At 67.2% G+C, this 17,903-nt stretch carries 14 protein-coding genes and 1 pseudogene; all 15 read right to left on the bottom strand.

The genetic code is table 11. The annotated features are described in order from the left end of the window. Positions 1–38: 38 nt before the first annotated feature. On the bottom strand, positions 39–260 hold the full coding sequence (locus J2W68_RS17810; protein WP_310238711.1) for a hypothetical protein: 222 nt from the start codon (positions 258–260) through the stop codon (positions 39–41). Beyond that, positions 257–1,006, bottom strand: a complete 750-nt coding sequence (locus J2W68_RS17805) for a sulfurtransferase (protein WP_310238708.1) — start codon at positions 1,004–1,006, stop codon at positions 257–259. Before J2W68_RS17805 ends, J2W68_RS17810 begins: the two co-directional genes overlap by 4 nt. A gap of 340 nt (positions 1,007–1,346) precedes the next feature. After that, a complete protein-coding gene (locus J2W68_RS17800) occupies positions 1,347–2,921 on the bottom strand; it encodes a leucyl aminopeptidase (RefSeq protein WP_310238705.1) in 1,575 nt (524 codons plus the stop codon). Positions 2,922–3,172: 251 nt separating this feature from the next. Next, a pseudogene (locus J2W68_RS17795) lies at positions 3,173–3,389 on the bottom strand (hypothetical protein). Between the two features lie 128 nt (positions 3,390–3,517). Continuing rightward, complete coding sequence (locus J2W68_RS17790) at positions 3,518–3,883, bottom strand: DUF6164 family protein (RefSeq protein WP_310150115.1); 366 nt, start codon at positions 3,881–3,883, stop codon at positions 3,518–3,520. 110 nt (positions 3,884–3,993) lie between these two features. Then, entirely contained in the window at positions 3,994–4,623 is a 630-nt protein-coding gene (locus J2W68_RS17785; RefSeq protein WP_310238702.1) for an HD domain-containing protein, read from the bottom strand. A gap of 3 nt (positions 4,624–4,626) precedes the next feature. Next, on the bottom strand, positions 4,627–5,088 hold the full coding sequence (locus J2W68_RS17780) for a DMT family transporter (RefSeq protein ID WP_310238699.1): 462 nt from the start codon (positions 5,086–5,088) through the stop codon (positions 4,627–4,629). 30 nt (positions 5,089–5,118) lie between these two features. Then, complete coding sequence (locus tag J2W68_RS17775) at positions 5,119–6,414, bottom strand: MFS transporter (protein WP_310238695.1); 1,296 nt, start codon at positions 6,412–6,414, stop codon at positions 5,119–5,121. A gap of 216 nt (positions 6,415–6,630) precedes the next feature. After that, on the bottom strand, positions 6,631–7,080 hold the full coding sequence (locus J2W68_RS17770) for a PA2169 family four-helix-bundle protein (RefSeq protein WP_310238692.1): 450 nt from the start codon (positions 7,078–7,080) through the stop codon (positions 6,631–6,633). A gap of 21 nt (positions 7,081–7,101) precedes the next feature. After that, a complete protein-coding gene (locus tag J2W68_RS17765) occupies positions 7,102–7,347 on the bottom strand; it encodes a hypothetical protein (protein ID WP_310238689.1) in 246 nt (81 codons plus the stop codon). Positions 7,348–7,556: 209 nt separating this feature from the next. After that, positions 7,557–9,605 carry a S9 family peptidase gene (locus tag J2W68_RS17760; protein WP_310238687.1) on the bottom strand — a complete coding sequence of 683 codons (2,049 nt, stop codon included), beginning with the start codon at positions 9,603–9,605 and terminating at the stop codon, positions 7,557–7,559. Positions 9,606–9,854: 249 nt separating this feature from the next. Further along, positions 9,855–10,652: a transferase gene (locus tag J2W68_RS17755; RefSeq protein WP_310238685.1), complete on the bottom strand. Its 798-nt coding sequence runs from the start codon at positions 10,650–10,652 to the stop codon at positions 9,855–9,857. Positions 10,653–10,657: 5 nt separating this feature from the next. Continuing rightward, complete coding sequence (locus J2W68_RS17750) at positions 10,658–11,563, bottom strand: 5'-nucleotidase (protein ID WP_310238682.1); 906 nt, start codon at positions 11,561–11,563, stop codon at positions 10,658–10,660. A 196-nt stretch (positions 11,564–11,759) separates the two neighbouring features. Beyond that, on the bottom strand, positions 11,760–12,548 hold the full coding sequence (locus tag J2W68_RS17745) for an NAD kinase (protein ID WP_310238679.1): 789 nt from the start codon (positions 12,546–12,548) through the stop codon (positions 11,760–11,762). 146 nt (positions 12,549–12,694) lie between these two features. Next, positions 12,695–17,725 (bottom strand): NAD-glutamate dehydrogenase, encoded by a 5,031-nt coding sequence (locus J2W68_RS17740; protein ID WP_310238676.1) that lies wholly within the window; start codon positions 17,723–17,725, stop codon positions 12,695–12,697. Positions 17,726–17,903 lie beyond the last annotated feature (178 nt).

Genomic DNA, 17,903 nt, shown 5'->3' with positions numbered 1-17,903 from the left:
CGCTCCTACAGACGCGGGCAGTGCATCGCGGCTGATGTCTACGGAAGCTTGAATTCCGGCATCGGTACGTCCGGCAGGCGCACATCCGGCCCCAACACATGGAACAGCTCAGCCAGCGTCGGCCAGCCGAATATGGGGGCGAGCCACCAGTAGGCGGCGATCACGATCAGCACCGTGACGATCAGGCGCAGCACGACGCCGGCGACCTTGAAGGCCAGCCAGATTCCCAGGATCACCAGCACGAAGCCGAGCCAGCTCATGCGGGCGCCCCCGCCTGCAGCGGACGCAGCTGCGGGTCGAGCGCGACACGGTCATCGAACACGAAACAGCGCCCGTCGTAACCGAAGCCGCCGACCTGCTCGAAGTAACCGAGAATGCCGCCGTCGAGCTGCAGCACGTTGTCCATGCCGTCGGCGCGCATCCACAGCGCAGCCTTCTCGCAGCGGATACCGCCGGTGCAGAAACTCACGACCGTCGCATCGCGCAATGCCTCGCGATGCGGCGCGAGTGCGTCCGGCAACTCGGTGAAGTTGTCGATCGGCAGTGTCAGCGCATCTTTGAACGTACCGAACCCGAACTCCTCGCGGTTGCGCGTGTCGAGCAGGACGAGACGCTTGCCGGCATCGTCATGTCCCTGCGCGATCCAGCGCGCCAGCGCATCGGGTGACACCGCTGGCGCGCGGGCGGGCGCGCCGAGCGGCATCGCCTCGGGCTTGCGGAAGCTGATGATCTCCGGCTTGACCTTGACCTTGAGCCGCGCGAACGGCACCACGTCGCTGCGGCTGCGCTTGACCTGCAGCGCCGCGAAACGCGCATCGCCGCGCACGGTCGCGACCAGCGTGTCGATCGCATCGACGCTGCCGGCCAGGAACAGGTTGATCCCCTCGGGCGCGACCAGCACTGTGCCGCGCAGGTCGCCCGCCTCGGCCAATGCGTGCAGCCACGCAGCGACCGCGTCGGGGTCGTCGATGGCGACGAAGTGGTAGGCGGCGAGGTTGTCGATCATGGGGCAATTGTAGCGGGGGGCGCGCCCATACCTTGCCTCAAATCGCGTCCGTCGAATTCTGCACTGGGCACGGAACGCGCATGGCCTGCGCGCGCCGCCGGCATGGACGAAATCCACCTGCAAGGGCTTTGAACAGTCCTCGAACCGTGCAGAAGATGCCGTCATCCCCGCGAAGGCCGGAAGCGCTCTTCAACAGCCCGATGGCTGGTCATCCAGTGTCTTTCGCCCGGAATTCGAGGTTGCAGCAAGCGCTGAGTCGCTGGATCCCGGCCTTGGCCGGATGACGGAGCGTGAACGAGATGACAGGGCGTACGGACGACCGGCCACCCATGATCCTGCCTCAGCGCTCGTAGTTCTCCCGCACGAAGCGGTCGAACAGCCGCACGCCATACGCCGACGCACCTGCGGGCGTCGTCGACAGTTCGTTGCCGTCGCGCCAGGCCATGCCGGCGATGTCGAGATGCGCCCACGAACGGCCCGCGTCGACCCATTCGCCGATGAAGTGTGCCGCCGTACCGGAACCCGGACGGCCGCCGCCATTGCGCATGTCGGCGATCGGCGATTCCAGCAGCTTGCCGTAGCCCGGATGCATCGGCATGCGCCACACCGGCTCACCCGACGCCTCACCGGCGGCCGTGAGCTGCGCAGCCAGAGCGTCGTCCCGGGTGAACAGGCCCGCATAGTCATTGCCGAGTGCGGTGACGATGGCGCCCGTCAGCGTGGCGATATCCACGATTACGCGCGGGTTGTCCTGGCGCTGCACGTACCAGAGCGCGTCGACCAGGACCATGCGGCCCTCGGCATCGGTGCTCATGATCTCGTAGGTCTTGCCGGCCGCGGTGCGGATCACGTCACCCGGACGCGTCGCCGAGCCCGACGGCATGTTCTCAGCCAGGGCGGCCACGGCGACGGCATTGACCTGCGCGTTGCGGCCCGCGAGCGCGAGCACGGCGCCGGTCGCGCTGGCGGCGCCGGTCATGTCGTACTTCATGCGCCACATGTTCTCGCCGGGCTTGATCGAGATGCCACCCGAATCGAAGGTGATGCCCTTGCCGACGAACGCGATCGGCGCTTCGCCACGCGCGCCGCCGTTGTAGCGCACGACCATCATCCGGGGCGGACGCACGCTGCCCTGCCCGACCGCGAGAATGCTGCCCATGCCCAGACGTTCCATCGCCGGTACGTCCAGCACTTCGATGCTGACGTTCGGCTTGCCCGCGAACGCGGCGCGCGTGCGCTCGACGAAGCTCTCGGGATAGATCGTATTGGCCGGTTCGGTGACCAGGTCGCGGGCGAACTTCACACCCTCGGCCACCGCCTTCCAGTCGTTGTCCCAGGCACTGGCGGCGTCGGCGCCGGCCGGGCTGCGCACGACCAGCGTGCCGGTGCCCGCGGCATCCTCCGCCTTGCCGGTGGTGCGGTACTGGTCGAAACGGTACTCGCCCAGCGCGGCGCCGAACGCCAATTGCGCGGCCGCGTCGGCCTCGGCACCTTCCCACAGCACATCGACCTGGGGCGCCTTGCTGCGCGCGGCGAAGCGGCCGATCAGCCCGCCGACATCCTCGATCCGGCGCGCATCGGGCGTGCCGCTACCCGTGCCGACCAGCAGCACGCGGTCGAAGCCGGCGATGCCCGGCAGATCGAGTTGGCTGTCGGCCTTGCCGCTGAAACCCGCCGCGTTGATCGCACGCGTCAGCGCGCCCTGGCTGCCGGCATCGATACGCGCGAACGCGCCTTGACGCGTCTCACCGTCCGCGGTTTCCGGTACCGCCAACACCAGCGTGCCGGTGGTGGGGGCCTCGGCGGCCTCGAAACGGATATCGCGCTGCGCAGCGACCGGCAGTGCGGTGAGTGCGGCGATCAACACGATCGGGGCGGCGAACAGGATGTGCGATGACGTGCGGCGTGCGCGCATGGAATCTCCGGGCAATGGCTGAGGTCTGCCGCGCATCGGCGCGGACAACCAGCGACCTTAGCAACTAGTCATCGAACGCAGGTCGTGCCGATGGTCATGCGTGAATCGCGAATCGCCTGTTCATGTGACGATTGACCTCGTGCATCAAAGGTCCACCCGTCTGCGCGGCGCCTACGGCCCACCGACAACGATGACGCGACGCATCCACGGCGCGATCGCATCCGCCGCGACGCACATGCCATCGACAGCGGTCACGACTTCGCAGAACCGTCTTTCGAAAGGGTGCTGCTGGCCCACATGTTGTCGACGAGATTTGGATAGCGCCGACCGGCTTCGTCGGCGCGCTGACGGGCGCGGTCTTTCTGCGCGTCGGTCAAGGGTTCGCGCGCGGCACGCGGTTTTCGGATTCGGCCGCGTCCACGGCTTGGTCTTCGGTTTGGGATGCGCGCGATCGTTCGACGTAGGCATGGGCTCGACTCTGGTTGCCCGCCCCCGCCCGGCGACATGACGCCGGCGCGGGCGGTAACGGACAGGCGCGCAGTCTTGCGCGACGATCGTTGCCGCGGAGTGACGCAGCCGCAGACAGGCAACGCGACTCAGCGCGACAGCATGTAGCCAGGCACGGCCATCAGGCCGATCAGAAACACGATCGCGATCACGATCAGCGCCACGCGCTTCGGATCGTTGCGCACGATATCGCTGAAGGTCTCGGCAGTGCCGTCGCGTTCGGCCTGCGATTGCGCCGCTTTCGCCTTCGCCTGGCGCGCTTTCTGATACTCGGCCATCAGCGCCTTTGCACGCGGCAGATCGTCGTTCTCGCGCAGCCAGATTCCGCCCAGCGAGATGCCGAACGGACTCGGACGGGTCTGATACCAGGGGATACCGGCCTCGTCGAGGAACGCGCACACGTCGGCAGCTTCATCGTCGGGCACGTAACGCAGATTGAGCAGGAGTTTCGCCATGCGCCGATGATACCGGCATGGCCCTGTAGGAGCGCGCTTGCGCGCGCTTGCGCGAGATCGGCCTGTCCGGTCATGTGCGAGCGCGCAAGCGCGCACCTACGCAGCGTCCCTCAGCGCTTGGTGGTGATCGCGCGACGCAGGTTGTGCCGCGCCTGCGCGTCGAGGCGCGCGTGGAAACCGTCGTCGAGATAGATCCGCGGCCTGGCCAGTAGCGACTTCAGGAAGCGTCGCCGGTTCACCGCATACAACCAGCGCGGCACGTGCCGGTACTCGGCGGCGATGCCCCGGTCATAAGCATCGAACGTGGCGTCGTCAGAGGCCAGGATCGCCATGTCGCAATCGAGGAAGCGACGCGCGTCATCGGCATGCGGATCGTCGGCGAAGTCGTCCGGCGACAGCCGGCCGTGACGCGCGGTCAGGCGAATGAGATGGGCGACGCGCGCGGTGTCGACGCCGGCATCGGGCAGCCAGCGTGCGATGGACTCGGCAGCGAGATCGGCCGAGCGCACTTCGTTGTCGCTGGCGCGCGCGTCGTAGATCGCATCGTGATAGAGGATCGCCAGCCGCACTTCGACCGGCTGCGCCCAGCCGTCGCGCGCGGACACCTCGTCGAAATGCCGCAGCAGGGTCTCGACGTGGCCGAAGTTGTGGTACGCACGCGGCGGCGTGGCGTAAGCCGATTCGAGCGCGGTCTGCATCCCGGTCGGCAACGGAAAGATCGTGCTTTCAATGTTCGACATGGATCATCCCGCCTGCCAGGGCCGCAACACCAGCAGCGCGCCGACACCGACCAGCAGCGCGCCAAGCAGACGCATCGCATCGACCGGGCGCGGCTGCGCCAGCACGCCGTAGTGGTCGAACAGCAGCGAGCCGACCAGTTGCCCGGCAACGACCAGGCAGATCATCCCGGCTGCGCCGAGCCGCGGCACCAGCAGCGTGCCGCAGAACACGAACACCGCGCCGATCAGGCCCCCGCACCACAGCCACACCGGCAGTGCCGTCAGCGTGCGCATCGAGGGCAGCGGCGTGCGCGTGACCAGCAGCACCAGCGCCAGGGCCAGCGTGCCGACCGCGAACGACAGGAAGGATGCGAACAGCGCGCCTTCCGTCAACGCGCCGACGCGCGCGTTGAGCAGCGCCTGCAGCGGCAGCAGCATGCCGACCAGCACGGCGACGACGATGCTCAGCAGCAGCCAGTGATGCATGCGCGACTCCGCGGCGGATGGCGGACCAGTCTAGCGCCCGACTGGCAGATCGCCCGTCGCGCCGTCGCGTGGCAGCATCCACAGCGCGATGAAACTCAGCACCGCAGCCCCCGCGAGGTACCAGCCGACCGACGCCAGACCATGCCGCTCGGCCAGCCAGGTCGCGATATAGGGCGCCAGCGACGCGCCGAAGATGCCGGCCAGATTAAACGCCAGCGACGCGCCGGTGTAGCGCACCGCGGTGGGAAACTGCTCGGCCAGCAGCGTGCCGACCGGCCCATAGGTCAGCCCCATCAGTCCGAGCCCGATCATCAGGAACGCCAGCGTGGCGACATGGCTGTCGGCGACGAACATCGGCGCGAAGCACAGACCGAACATGACGATGCCGACACTGGCGATCAGCATCGCGCGGCGGCGACCGAAGCGGTCGGCGTACAGCGCCGAGATGGGAATCGTCGCCGCAAAACAGACCACGCCGGCGAGCTGCAGCATCAGAAAATGCTCGCGCGAATAGCCGAGCTGGGAAGTGCCCCAGCTCAGCGCAAAAACCGTCATCAGATAGAACAGTACGAAAGTCGCCAGGGCCAGCAACGTGCCGGACACGACGCCGCGCCACTGGTGGACCAGCACTTCGCGCATCGGCAGACGCACGCGCCCGCCCTTGTCGAGCACCTTCTGGAAATCCGGGGTCTCGGTGATGCGCAGCCGCACCCAGAGACCGACCAGCACCAGCACCGCGCTGGCCAGGAACGGAATGCGCCAGCCCCAGGCGAAGAACGTGGCGTCGTCCAACACCTCGGTCAGCACGAGGAAGATCGCCGTCGACAGGAAGAAGCCGAGCGGCGCACCGAGCTGCGGAAACATGCCGTACCAGGCACGCTTGCCCGGCGGCGCGTTCTCGGTCGCCAGCAGCACCGCCCCGCCCCACTCGCCGCCCAAGCCCAGCCCCTGCCCGAACCGGCACAGCGCGAGCAGCAGCGGCGCGGCCACACCGATCTGTGCATGTGTCGGCAACAGGCCGATGACCACCGTCGAGATGCCCATCGTCAGCAGCGCCGCAACCAGCGTCGCCTTGCGGCCCACGCGATCGCCGTAATGACCGAAGACCGCCGAGCCGATCGGGCGTGCGAAGAACGCGAGCGCGAAGGTCGCCAGCGACTGCAGCGTGGCCGATGCGGGATCGGCCGACGGGAAGAACAGCTTCGGAAACACCAGCACCGCAGCGGTGGCGTAGATGTAGAAATCGAAGAACTCGATCGTCGTGCCGATCAGGCTGGCGAACAGCACGCGGCCCTTGGCGGGCGCAGTGGCAGCGGGTGCGGTCATCGGAACTGTGCGAAACGGGGAGCCGGCGATTCTGCCAGTCGCCCGCGCGTTCCTCGACGGTTGCGTGCGCAACCTGTAACGCGCCGACAGGTGATGCGCGAAGCACCCCGCGCCTAGTTGTCTACTGCCGTGCCATGGTCGCTGATCGCTTTTCGAAGACCCATGAAAACGGGCCGGTCATGGACCGGCCCGTCGGGTCACGCGGATGTCGCTGGATTACTTGGCGTTCTTCATCGCCAGCTTGCGGGTGCGCATCACGTCATGGCATGCACGCACTTCCGGCAGCAGACGGACGACGACGTCACGGGCGGCCGGCGGCGTGTCGGCGTCACGCGAGGCCTCGTCGAAAGCTTCGAGCAGACGGTCTTCCGACTCTTCAAGCTCGGCGACATAGCCGTATTCCTTGTCGCCCAGCGTGGCGCGGATCTTGCCGTACATCTGCTGCATGCTGCCGACGAACGTGCCGGAGTCTTCCGGCTTGCCGCCAGCGGCCTGCACGGCAGCGCTGAGTTCGGTGACGATCTGCGACTTGGTGGTCGCGATGCGCGCGAACAGCGTCTTCAGCTCGGCATCGTCAACCTTCTGCGCGGCCTCTTCATAGAAGTCCTTGCCGTCGCGGGCAATGGCGATGAGGTCGTTGAGGGTATGCGCGGTCTTGTTGGACATTGGGTTCTCCATTCGGGGGAATCAGGGGACGGCATGACGCTGCCGCATCGTCCGTGCGCCTGCCGGACAAAGCCGGGGCCGCGAGTCGCGACCGGGAATGCCGTGGCGCGGATCGATGGGACGCAAGGTATCGATCAGCAGCGGAAAGAAGCGTGACGCGCGAGAGACGGCGGCGTGAATGTGGGCCGCATTCAACGCGATGAAGCCGGTGATTCTGAATGCCTCGAATCGCGCGCCGAACGCATGGTAGAGCGACGCGAAACCCATCAGGAGCCTTCGCAAAAAAGCTTGTGCTGGCGCATTCGCCTACGTGGTCGGGCCACCGACGATGGGCCTGGTGGTTCTGAAGATCAAAGATGGATCCCAACTTTCGTTGGGATGACGGATCAGGTTTTTGGGGCCACCAAGTTCTCGCGGTAACAAAAAGCCGCGCCGGAGACCCGGCGCGGCTTCGTGACGCTCGATGCGGCTGGAACTCAGCGCTTGGTGTCCAGCTCCGGCAACGCGTAGTCGAGCTCGTAGGCCGGTGGCTCTCCACCGGGACCGGTCAGGTAATGCGTCATCCACTGCATCAGGCGCAGCGAATAGTCGTAACGCGATGCACCGCGGCTATTGCCATGGCCTTCACCGGGATACAGCACCAGGCGCACCGGCGCCTGGCCGGCCAGCTGCAGATAGCGGTACATCATGTAGGACTGCATCACCGGCACGCGCGGGTCGGCCTCGCCATGCAGGATCAGTGTCGGCGTACGCGACTTTTCCGCGTGGGTGATCGGACTGGTCTGGCGATACATCTCCGGGCTTTCCCACGGCCAGGTCTGCATGTGCACGTTGTACTGCTCGTAAGGAATGTCGCCGGTCGTGACCAGGCTTGCCTGGTCGGAAATACCGACGAACATCACCGAGGCCGCAAAGCGCTCGCTGTAGTACGTGGCGCCCCAGGCACTGGCGTAGCCGCCGTAGGAACCACCGGTGATGCCGACCTTGTCGCGGTCCACCAGACCGGCCTCGACCAGTTGGTCGACGCCGTCGACGACATCGTCGAATTCTTCCATGCCCGGACGGCCCTGACCGAGCTTGGAGAACGCGACGCCGCGGCCGGTGCTCGACCGGTAGTTCGGGAAGAACGAGGCGAAGCCCCGCGCAGCGGCGACCTGCGCCGGCTGCGAATACGCGTTGAGCCATGCGTTGGAGAAGTGGGACTCGGGACCGCCGTGCACCACCAGGATCAGCGGTACGCGCGCATTGCCGCGGCGCTCGAGTGGATGCACCAGCAGGCCTTCGAGTTCGAGCCCGTCGCGCGCGGTGTAGCGCACGACTTCCTGGCGCGCGAGACGCACGTCCGCGAGCCAGGGATTGCTGTCGGTCAGCCGGCGCGCTTCGCTGGCCCCCGCGGCGAGATGGAACACTTCCGACGGATGCGTGGGATCGCTGCCGACCAGCGCGATGTCGCCGCGCGGCGACGTGCTCAGGCCCATGTGCACCGGGCCGCCCGCAGCCAGCACGGTGCGCGGATTGCCGCCGTCGGCCTGGACTTCACCGATGCGACTCTGCACGCCCTCGTGGCTGAGGAACACCAGTGTCGTAGCGTCGCGCCAGGCGACGCCGCGCACGTGACCTTCGAGGCCGGGCAGCAGATCGCGCTGCGCGCCGCCGTCGCGACTCACTACGGTCAGGCGGCCTTCGCTGGGATCGTTCTTGTCCTCGGCCGAGATGATCGCCAGATGCGCGCCATCCGGGCTCCAGGCCAGGTCGCCGAGCTTGCCGGGATTGTCCACTCGGCCAAGCTCGCGGCCTTCGACCGAGTAGATTCGCACACGCGCCTCGACCATCGTGTCGTCGGTGAGCTGGCGCGGTGTGACCACGACGGCCAGGCGGTCGCCTGCCGGGCTCCACCGCACCGCTTGCACGCTGCCCTCGATGTCGATGCGGCGCGGCGCGGCCTCAGCGCCGAGTTCAGCGATCCACAGTTCGACCGGGCGCCAGTCTTCTTCGTAGACCTTTTGCGAAAAGCCCTTGTCGCGCAGCGCCTTGCGTGCGTCGCTTTCGCGCTGGGCCGACAGCAACGCGGCGCGACGACCATCCGGCGAGAGGTCATAGCTGGAGATGTCGCCGGCGAGCTTCGCCACGCGTGTCGACTCACCGCCGCGCAGCGGAATCGTGTAGAGGCCGCGGGTTTCGTCGCCCTCGCGCTTGGACAGATACGCCACGCGCTGGCCATCGGGCAGCCAGCGTGGTGACGCGACATCGACCTTGCCGGTGATGAAGCCACGGCTGTTGTTGTTGCGATCGACGACATGCAGCTCGGTGCGCGCCGGGCCGTCGGGATCGACCCCCAGCGTGCGCGGCACCGACAGGATGTAGGCCACTTCCTGGCCGTCCGGGCTGATCTGCGCCTGGGTGACGGCGCGCGTCTGCGCGACCTGCTCGAGCGTCATCCCGCCCGTCTTCGTGGCCGCGCCCGCGAGCGGCGCGCCGGTTGCCAGCACGAGCGCGCAGGCGAGTGTCCGGATCCATCGTTGCATTCGGTATTCCCCGTGAACAGTTGCAGTCGACGAACGACTTTGCAGGGGAATGGGCGGGGGTGCAATGTCGCCATCCTCGCCATGCCGGCGGCTTTCGACGGACGAACGTCCGGCAAGGCCCGGATCCGGTGACTTCGAGACAACGACGTCAGCGTCCAACGTATCGCGGCGGCGCGCTGTTTCAGTTCCGTGCCGAGTCGCTGGATCCCGGCCTTCGCCGGGATGACGGACTTTTCCGCCCTGGAGGGTCTACCGCCCTGTCACCGTCCGATGCCGCACCACCCGCACCGCGATCCGCGGAAACACCTCCGGCAACAGCGAGCGCACCGACATCGGTACGCGCATCGTCAGCGCTTCGGCATCGAGCGCCGGCAACGCCCCGCGCCAGGCGAATGCGACCCGGTTGCTCATCTTCGGCTCGTCGACGACCAGCACATGGTCGGCACCGAACGCGGCGCGCAGCTTCTCCACATGCGTTTCGGGATCGCGCACATAGAGGTTGCAGGCCATGACGCCGGACGGGGTCAGCGCGTCACGGCAGGCATCGTAGAACCCCTGTGTGGAGAGTTCGGCGGGAATGCCGTGCTCGTCGTAGCCGTCGACCAGCAAAACGTCGAAGCGGCCGCGGCGCTGTTCCACGAACCGCACCCCATCATCGACGACGACCGACAGCCGTCCATCGTCATCGGGAATGCCGAACGCGCCGCGCAGCGCCACCACGTGCGGATTGTTCTCGACCACCTCGATACGTGTATCTGGCAGCTGCCGGTACGCAAACTTCACCTGCGAACCACCGCCGAGGCCCACCATGCCGAGCACCGCCGGCGCGGGCTGCCACAACAACGCGGCGAACATGGTGCGGGTGTAGTCGATCAGCAGGCGGTCCGGATCGTTGCCGACCATGCGGCTCTGGGTCTGGCGCCGCACGAACTGCAACGACACGAAACCCTCGTGCTCGCGTACATAGGGCTTGCGCGGTCCGGACGCGCCACCGCGCAACCGCTCGATCCAGCGGCCGAGTAGACCGCGTCCGTCCTTGCCCCTCATCGTGCTCAGCGGTTCGACCAGCCGTGCGGCACGTGGCCGGCGGCGACGTGCGGGCGCGCGGAGTCGATGTTGTGCTGCGAATCGTCGAAGAAGATGTCGGCGCCGAAGGCATCGAGGAACGGGCCCTTCGGACGACCGCCGAGAAACAGCGCTTCGTCCAGACGCACGCCCCAGGCACGCAGTGTGCGGATCACGCGTTCGTGGGCCGGCGCCGAGCGCGCGGTGACCAGCGCGGTGCGGATCGGCGCGTCCTTGCCGGCCGGATACGCGGCCTGCAGATCGTGCAGCGCGGCGAGGAAGCCACGGAACGGGCCGCCGGTCATTTCCTCGCGCGCGCGTTCGCGCTCGTGCTTGTGGAACGCGTCGAGTCCGCCTTCCTGCGACAGACGCTCGCCCTCGTCTCCGAAGATGACCGCGTCGCCGTCGAACGCGATCCGCAGCTGATCATTACGATGCGCCGGCGCGCGCGCGGGAATAATTGTTGCCGCGGCGACGCCGTTCTCCAGTGCGCGACGCACCGAGTCCGGATTCGCCGACAGGAACAGCTGGGTGCCGAAGGGTTTGATGTAGGGCCAGGTCGGCTCGCCGGACGTAAACGTCGCGCGGGTGATGCCCAGATTGTGATGCTGGATGGAATTGAAGATCCGCAAGCCGCTGTCGGCCGAATTGCGCGACAGCAGGATGACCTCCACGTGCGGTGCGTCCGGCGGCGCGTCGGTGTTCAGGGCCAGCAGTTTGCGCACCAACGGAAACGCAATGCCCGGCTCGAGGACATCGTCCTCGTGGGCACGCTGGTGTTCGGCGTAGGCCTCGATGCCTTCGGCCTCGAACACTGCATGGCTGTCCTCGAGATCGAACAGGGCGCGCGTGGTGATCGCGACGGTGAGCGTGGGCACGGACAGATCGGGCATGGCGGATCGCAGGTCGATGGGGGACGGCGCTGTCCGGGCGCGCGCGGAATACGAAGATCGCGCGGTGACCAGATGGCCTGCACGAATTATGCGCGATCCGGGCTGCCGCGCCCTGGACCGGAGGACCGGGCCGCCGCGCGCGCGGCGTGGGTTGCCGGACACGCAGAGAGGCGAGGCGCCCATCGCCTGACGCCGCTCAGACCACGAACTGTTCGCTGAGGATCCGCTCTTCGAGATTGTGTTCGGCGTCGAACAGCAGGGTCACGGTACGTTCGCGCGATTCGTGGATGGTGACCTCGACGACATCGCGCACTTCGTGCGAATCGGCGGTCACGCTGACCGGGCGCTTGTAGGGATCCAGCACACGGAACCGCACTTCAGTCTCGGCGCGCAGGATCGCGCCACGCCAGCGCCGGGGCCGGAACGGCGCGATCGGCGTCAGGGCGACGACGCCCGCGCCAAGCGGCAGGATCGGCCCGTGCGCCGAGAAGTTGTAGGCGGTGCTGCCAGCTGCGGTCGACAGGATCACGCCGTCGGCGACGAGCTCCTCCAGGCGTGTGACCCCGTTGAGATCGATCTGCAGATGCGCAGCCTGCCGTGTCTGCCGCAGCAGCGCGACCTCGTTGTACGCGAGCGAGATGATGGTTGCACCCGACTCTGTCTCGGCGCGCATTTCCAGCGGACGCAGCACCGCGGGCTCGGCCGCGGCGATACGCACGAGCAGGTCGGAGCCCGATGCGGGATCGTCCTGCCGGTAATGATTCATCAGGAAGCCGACCGTCCCCAGCTTCATGCCGTAGACCGGCTTGCCGAGCTGGCCATAGCGATGCAGCGTCTGCAGCATGAAACCATCGCCGCCGAGCGGGACCAGCACATCAGCGGACTCGGGATCACACTGCCCGTGCAGACCCGTCAGCACCGACAGGGCGCGCTGCGCCTCGCCGGCCTGGCTGGCGATGAAAGCGATGCGGGGCGTTGCGGTCATCGGCGGGCCGGTGCGTGAACGTCGGCGCGCAGCTTAGCGCAGGCGCTGTAGCAGGATGTCGCGCGCACGGCCGGCCGCAGCCGAACCCCGCTCCCGAAAGGGAGCGGGATTCGCGCACGAAGCGGGCAGACGCACGCGCAACCGGATCAGCTGCGCTGCACCAGCTGCGACACGCGCTGCACTGCGACCGAGGCGGTCGGATAGTCCAGCGACTTCTGCGTGGCGAGTTCGCCAAGCATCGCCAGCGTGAAGCGCAATGCGGAATCGTCACGTTCCAGCCATGCCTGCACCTTGGCTTCCGGCGTCGCGCCCGGCATCGACAGCACCTGCGAGACCAGCGCGCGGTGCTGCTGGCCCAGTTCCTCACGCAGCACGCCGCGCGCGACCGCATGCCAGCGACCGTCGACCTGAAGGGCATCGATCTGCGCGGTGAGCCACGGCAGGTTCAAGGCCTCGCCGAGACGGAAGTGCAGACGCGCGACGTCGACCGGCTTCTGCTTGCGTTCGCTCGCAACCTCGACGATGTCCCAGGCCGCCTCGAGGTACGGTAGCGCGGCCAGCTCGATCGCGAGCGACTTCGGCACGCCCTTCTCGATCCACGCCTGCAGGCTGGCGTCGTGTTCGGCGCGCTGGCCGTCGGCGATGATCTTGCTGCCGTCGCGGATCGCGTGGAAGCCATCGTGGTAACGCTCGACCGCGGTGGTGATGTCCGGAATTGCGCCCGGACGCGCCAGCAGCCAGCGCGTGAACGCACGCTGCAGATTCCAGATCACCTGCAGGGCATCGACCTGCACCGATTCCGGCACCTGGCCATCGAGCGCATCGATCTGGCCCCAGAGCGCACGCGCTTCGATCGTCTCGCGGGTGATCGTGAACGCCTTGGCGACCTCACCCGGCCCGCGGCCGCTGTCTTCCTGCATGCGCAGCAGGAAGGTCGCGCCCATGCGGTTGATCATCGTGTTGGTGACCGCGGTGGCGATGATTTCGCGCTTGAGGCGGTGGCCTTCCATCAGCTCGGCGTACTTCTTCTGCAGCGGCTGCGGGAAGTAGCGCTGCAGCTCTCGCGACAGGTAGGGATCTTCCGGAATGTCGGAGTCGAGCATCTGGTCGAACGCCACCAGCTTCGAATACGACAACAGCACCGAGAGTTCCGGACGCGTGAGGCCCAGCCCCTTGGTCTTGCGCTCGGCGATCTCGGCATCCGACGGCAGGAACTCGATCTGGCGGTCGAGCAGGCCCTGCGATTCCAGCGTACGTATGAAGTGCTGCTTCGAACCCAGGCGCGAAACGCTCATGCGCTCCATCAGGCTCAGCGCCTGATTCTGCCGGTAGTTGTCCCACAGCACCAGACCCGCGACCTCGTCGGTCATCGACGCCAGAAGCTTGTTGCGCGCCGGCAGTTTCATCTTGCCGTCCTGCACCAGTGCATTGAGCAGGATCTTGATGTTGACCTCGTGGTCGGACGTGTCCACGCCGGCCGAGTTGTCGATGAAGTCGGTGTTGAGCAGCACGCCGTGCAGTGCGGCCTCGATGCGGCCGAGCTGGGTCAAGCCCAGGTTGCCGCCCTCGCCCACCACCTTGCAGCGCAAGTCACGGCCGTCGACGCGCAGCGGATTGTTGGCGCGGTCGCCGACATCGGCATGCGTTTCGCTGGAGGATTTGACGTAGGTGCCGATGCCACCGTTCCACAGCAGATCGACCGGCGCACGCAGGATCGCCGACATCAACTCGTTCGGGCTGATCGACGTCGCGTCGCCTTCGATGCCCAGCGCTTGGCGCGCCTCCGCCGACAGCGGAATCGACTTCGCGCTGCGCGGCCACACGCCGCCGCCCTTGGCGATCAGGGTCTTGTCGTAGTCCTCCCAGCTCGAACGCGGAATCGCGAACATGCGCTGACGCTCGGCGAACGAACGCGCGGCATCCGGGTTTGGATCGATGAAGATGTGGCGGTGATCGAACGCGGCGACCAGGCGGATGTGTTCGCTGAGCAACATGCCGTTGCCGAACACGTCGCCGGACATGTCACCGACGCCCACGGCCGTGAAGTCTTCGGTCTGCGAGTTGCGGTTCATCGCGCGGAAGTGGCGCTTGACCGACTCCCATGCGCCGCGCGCTGTGATGCCCATGCCCTTGTGGTCGTAACCGACCGAACCGCCGGACGCGAACGCATCGTCAAGCCAGAAACCGTGCTCGCGCGCGATGCCGTTGGCGGTGTCGGAGAAGGTCGCGGTGCCCTTGTCGGCAGCGACGACGAGATAGGGATCGTTATCGTCATGACGCACGACATCCGCCGGCGGCACGATCTCGCCTTCGACGATGTTGTCGGTGATCTGCAGCAGGCCGTTGATGAAGAGCGTGTAGCAGGCGACGCCTTCGGCGAACTGCGCGTCGCGGTCGCCACCGACCGGCGGACGCTTGACGATGAAGCCACCCTTCGAGCCGACCGGCACGATGACCGTGTTCTTGACCATCTGCGCCTTGACCAGGCCCAGCACCTCGGTGCGGAAGTCCTCGCGGCGGTCCGACCAGCGCAGGCCACCACGCGCGACCGGGCCGAAGCGCAGGTGGATGCCTTCCACGCGCGGACCGTAGACGAAGATTTCGCGGTACGGGCGCGGCTTCGGCAGTTCGGGCACGCGCGCCGAATCGAACTTGAAGCTGATGGTGTCGAGCAGGCCGTTGTCGCGGTTCTTCTGGTAGTAGCTGGTGCGCAGCGTGGCGTCGATGACGGCGAGATAGCTGCGCAGGATGCGGTCCTCGTCGAGGCTGGACACCCGATCGAGCAGCCCCTTGAGCGCCGCGCGTGCGGCATCGTACTGCGCGTCGCGGTCGCTGCCACGGGCCTCGAGCAAGGGCTGCAGCGTCGTCAGCGTCGCATCGTCGTTGCCGCTCAGCGCCTGCAACTGGACAGCGAACGCGTCGCGGCCGGTCTGGATCTGCGCCCGGCTCTCGGTGCCCGTCGCCGGGTCGAAGCGCGATTCGAACACCTCCACCAGCAGACGCGCCAGCAGCGGGTAACGGCCCAGCGTGTCTTCGACGTAGGCCTGCGAGAACGGCACACCGACCTGCAGCAGGTACTTGCAGTAGCCGCGCAGCATCGAGATTTGGCGCCAGTCCAGATCGGCGCCCAGCACGAGGCGGTTGAAGCCGTCGTTCTCGGCATCGCCGCGCCACACGCGATCGAAGGCTTCCGTGAACGCTTCGGCGCGCGCTTCGACGTCGATCGCACCGACCGTGGCCTCGACGTAGAAGTCCTGCAGGAACAGCGTCGTACCGTCGACTTCGATCCGGGTGGGATGTTCGGCGATCACGCGCAGGCCGAGGTTCTCCATCACCGGCAGCACGTCCGACAGGGGGATGTGCGCATCGCGGCGATAGAGCTTGAAGTGCAGCACGGATTCGCCGGTGGTCGGCAACGCCTGGCTGTAGAAGCTCAGCTGCAGCGCATCGGTGTCCGCGGTGGCGGCCAGCTTTTCGACGTCGGTTGCGGCCACGGCCGGCGAGGCGAACTCGATGTAGGTCGGCGACAGGGCACGGCCGAAGCGGCTCGACAGGCGCAGGCCGTCGGCCTCGCCATGGCGGCGCACGAGTTCGTCGCGCAGATCGTCCTGCCAGTTGCGCACGATCGCCTGCAGCGCTTGCTCCAGCGCACCCTGGTCGATATCGGATGCGACGCCCGCGCGTGGACGCACGATCAGATGCAGCTGCGCCAGTGGCGATTCGCCGAGCACCACGCTCGCATCCACGTGATCAGCCTGCATGACTTCGCGCAGCAGCTGTTCGATGCGGTGACGCACGTCGGTGTTGAAGCGGTCGCGCGGAATGTAGACCAGCACCGAATAGAAACGGCCGTAGCGGTCCTTGCGCAGGAACAGGCGGCTGCGCACACGCTCCTGCAGGCCGAGGATGCCGGTGCCGAGGCGGAACAGTTCGTCGGGCGTCGACTGGAACAGCTCGTCGCGCGGCAGCGTCTCGAGCAGGTGCTTGAGCGCCTTGCCGCTGTGGCCGGTCGGCTTCAGACCGGATTCGGTCATCACGTGCTCGAAGCGCTCGCGCACCAGCGGAATATCCCACGGGCGGCGCGTGTAGGCACTCGACGTGTACAGGCCGAGGAAGCGCTGCTCGCTGACGACATTGCCGGCGTCGTCGTAGCCGAGGATGCCGATGTAGTCCATGTAACCGGGGCGGTGAACGGTCGAACGCGCACTGGTTTTGGTCAGGATCAGCGCGTCGATCAGACCTTCGCGGCGCAGTGCATCGGCGCCGAGTTCGCTGACCGGACGCGACTTCACCGCGCCGGGCGTGCGCAGCAGGCCCATGCCGCTGTCGGGCACCGCCTCGAGACGCGCGTCGTCACCCTTGCGCCGGACCTTATAAGCGCGATAGCCGAAGAACGTGAAGTGGTCGCTCGCGGCCCAGCGCAGGAATTCCTGTGCTTCCTCGCGGCTCGATTCGGACACCGGAATCTTCTGCGACTCCAGATCAGCCGCCATCTGCAGCATCTTCTCGCGCATCGCCGGCCAGTCGGCGACGATCACCCGTACATCGTCGAGCACACCGCGCACCAGCGCTTCGATGCGCGCATTCTCTTCCGGCGTCTGCCGGTCGATTTCCAGATGCATCACCGATTCGGCATCGCCCTCGCCCACGCCGGTCAGCCGACCGGCGCGGTCGCGCGCGATCGACAGCACGGGATGGCCCAGCACGTGCACGCCGATGCCCTGCTCGGCCAGCGCCATCGTCACCGAGTCGACGAGGAACGGCATATCGTCGTTGACGACCTGCAGCACCGTGTGCGGCGATTCCCAGCCGTGGGTCTTCATCACCGGATTGAACAAGCGCACGTTCGCCGTGGCCGGCTTGCGCTTGCCGGCGAAGTCGAAGAGATCCGCGGCGAGCGCGGCCCAGCCCTCGGCGTTGTGCAGAGGGAGTTCGTCCTCGGTCATGCGCCGGTAGAACGCCTGGGCGAAAGCGCTGGCGTCTGCATGCGCGGCCTTGCCGGCGCGGCGACGCACGGCGTCGAAGATCGGGTCCAGCAGCCCCAGGCCGGCGCGGCGCGGCGGCGCAGGCAGGACGCTGCCCCCCTGCTTGCCTGCCGGCGCGGCGGCCTTGATGGCCTTGGTGGCTTTCGCGGGCGTGGCCGCGGCGGATTTACCTGTCTTGCGCGATGAGGTCATGACGACAAACGTTCCGATGCAATGAGGCCCGCGTTTTCACGCGGGCCGACGGGAAGGAATCTCTCAATACGACGCGGCCGCATGTGCGACCGGGTCGGGAACCACCGACGCCGCGCGGCCACGGGGGCGGCGCAGGCGACGGAGACACGCGATGCTGGCGTGGCGAAGCGGCATGCGG

The organism is Luteimonas terrae (genome assembly GCF_031457535.1).
Lineage (GTDB): Bacteria > Pseudomonadota > Gammaproteobacteria > Xanthomonadales > Xanthomonadaceae > Luteimonas > Luteimonas terrae_A.
The sequence above is the reverse complement of the archived record's forward strand: the minus strand, read 5'-3'. Positions and strand labels throughout refer to the sequence as shown.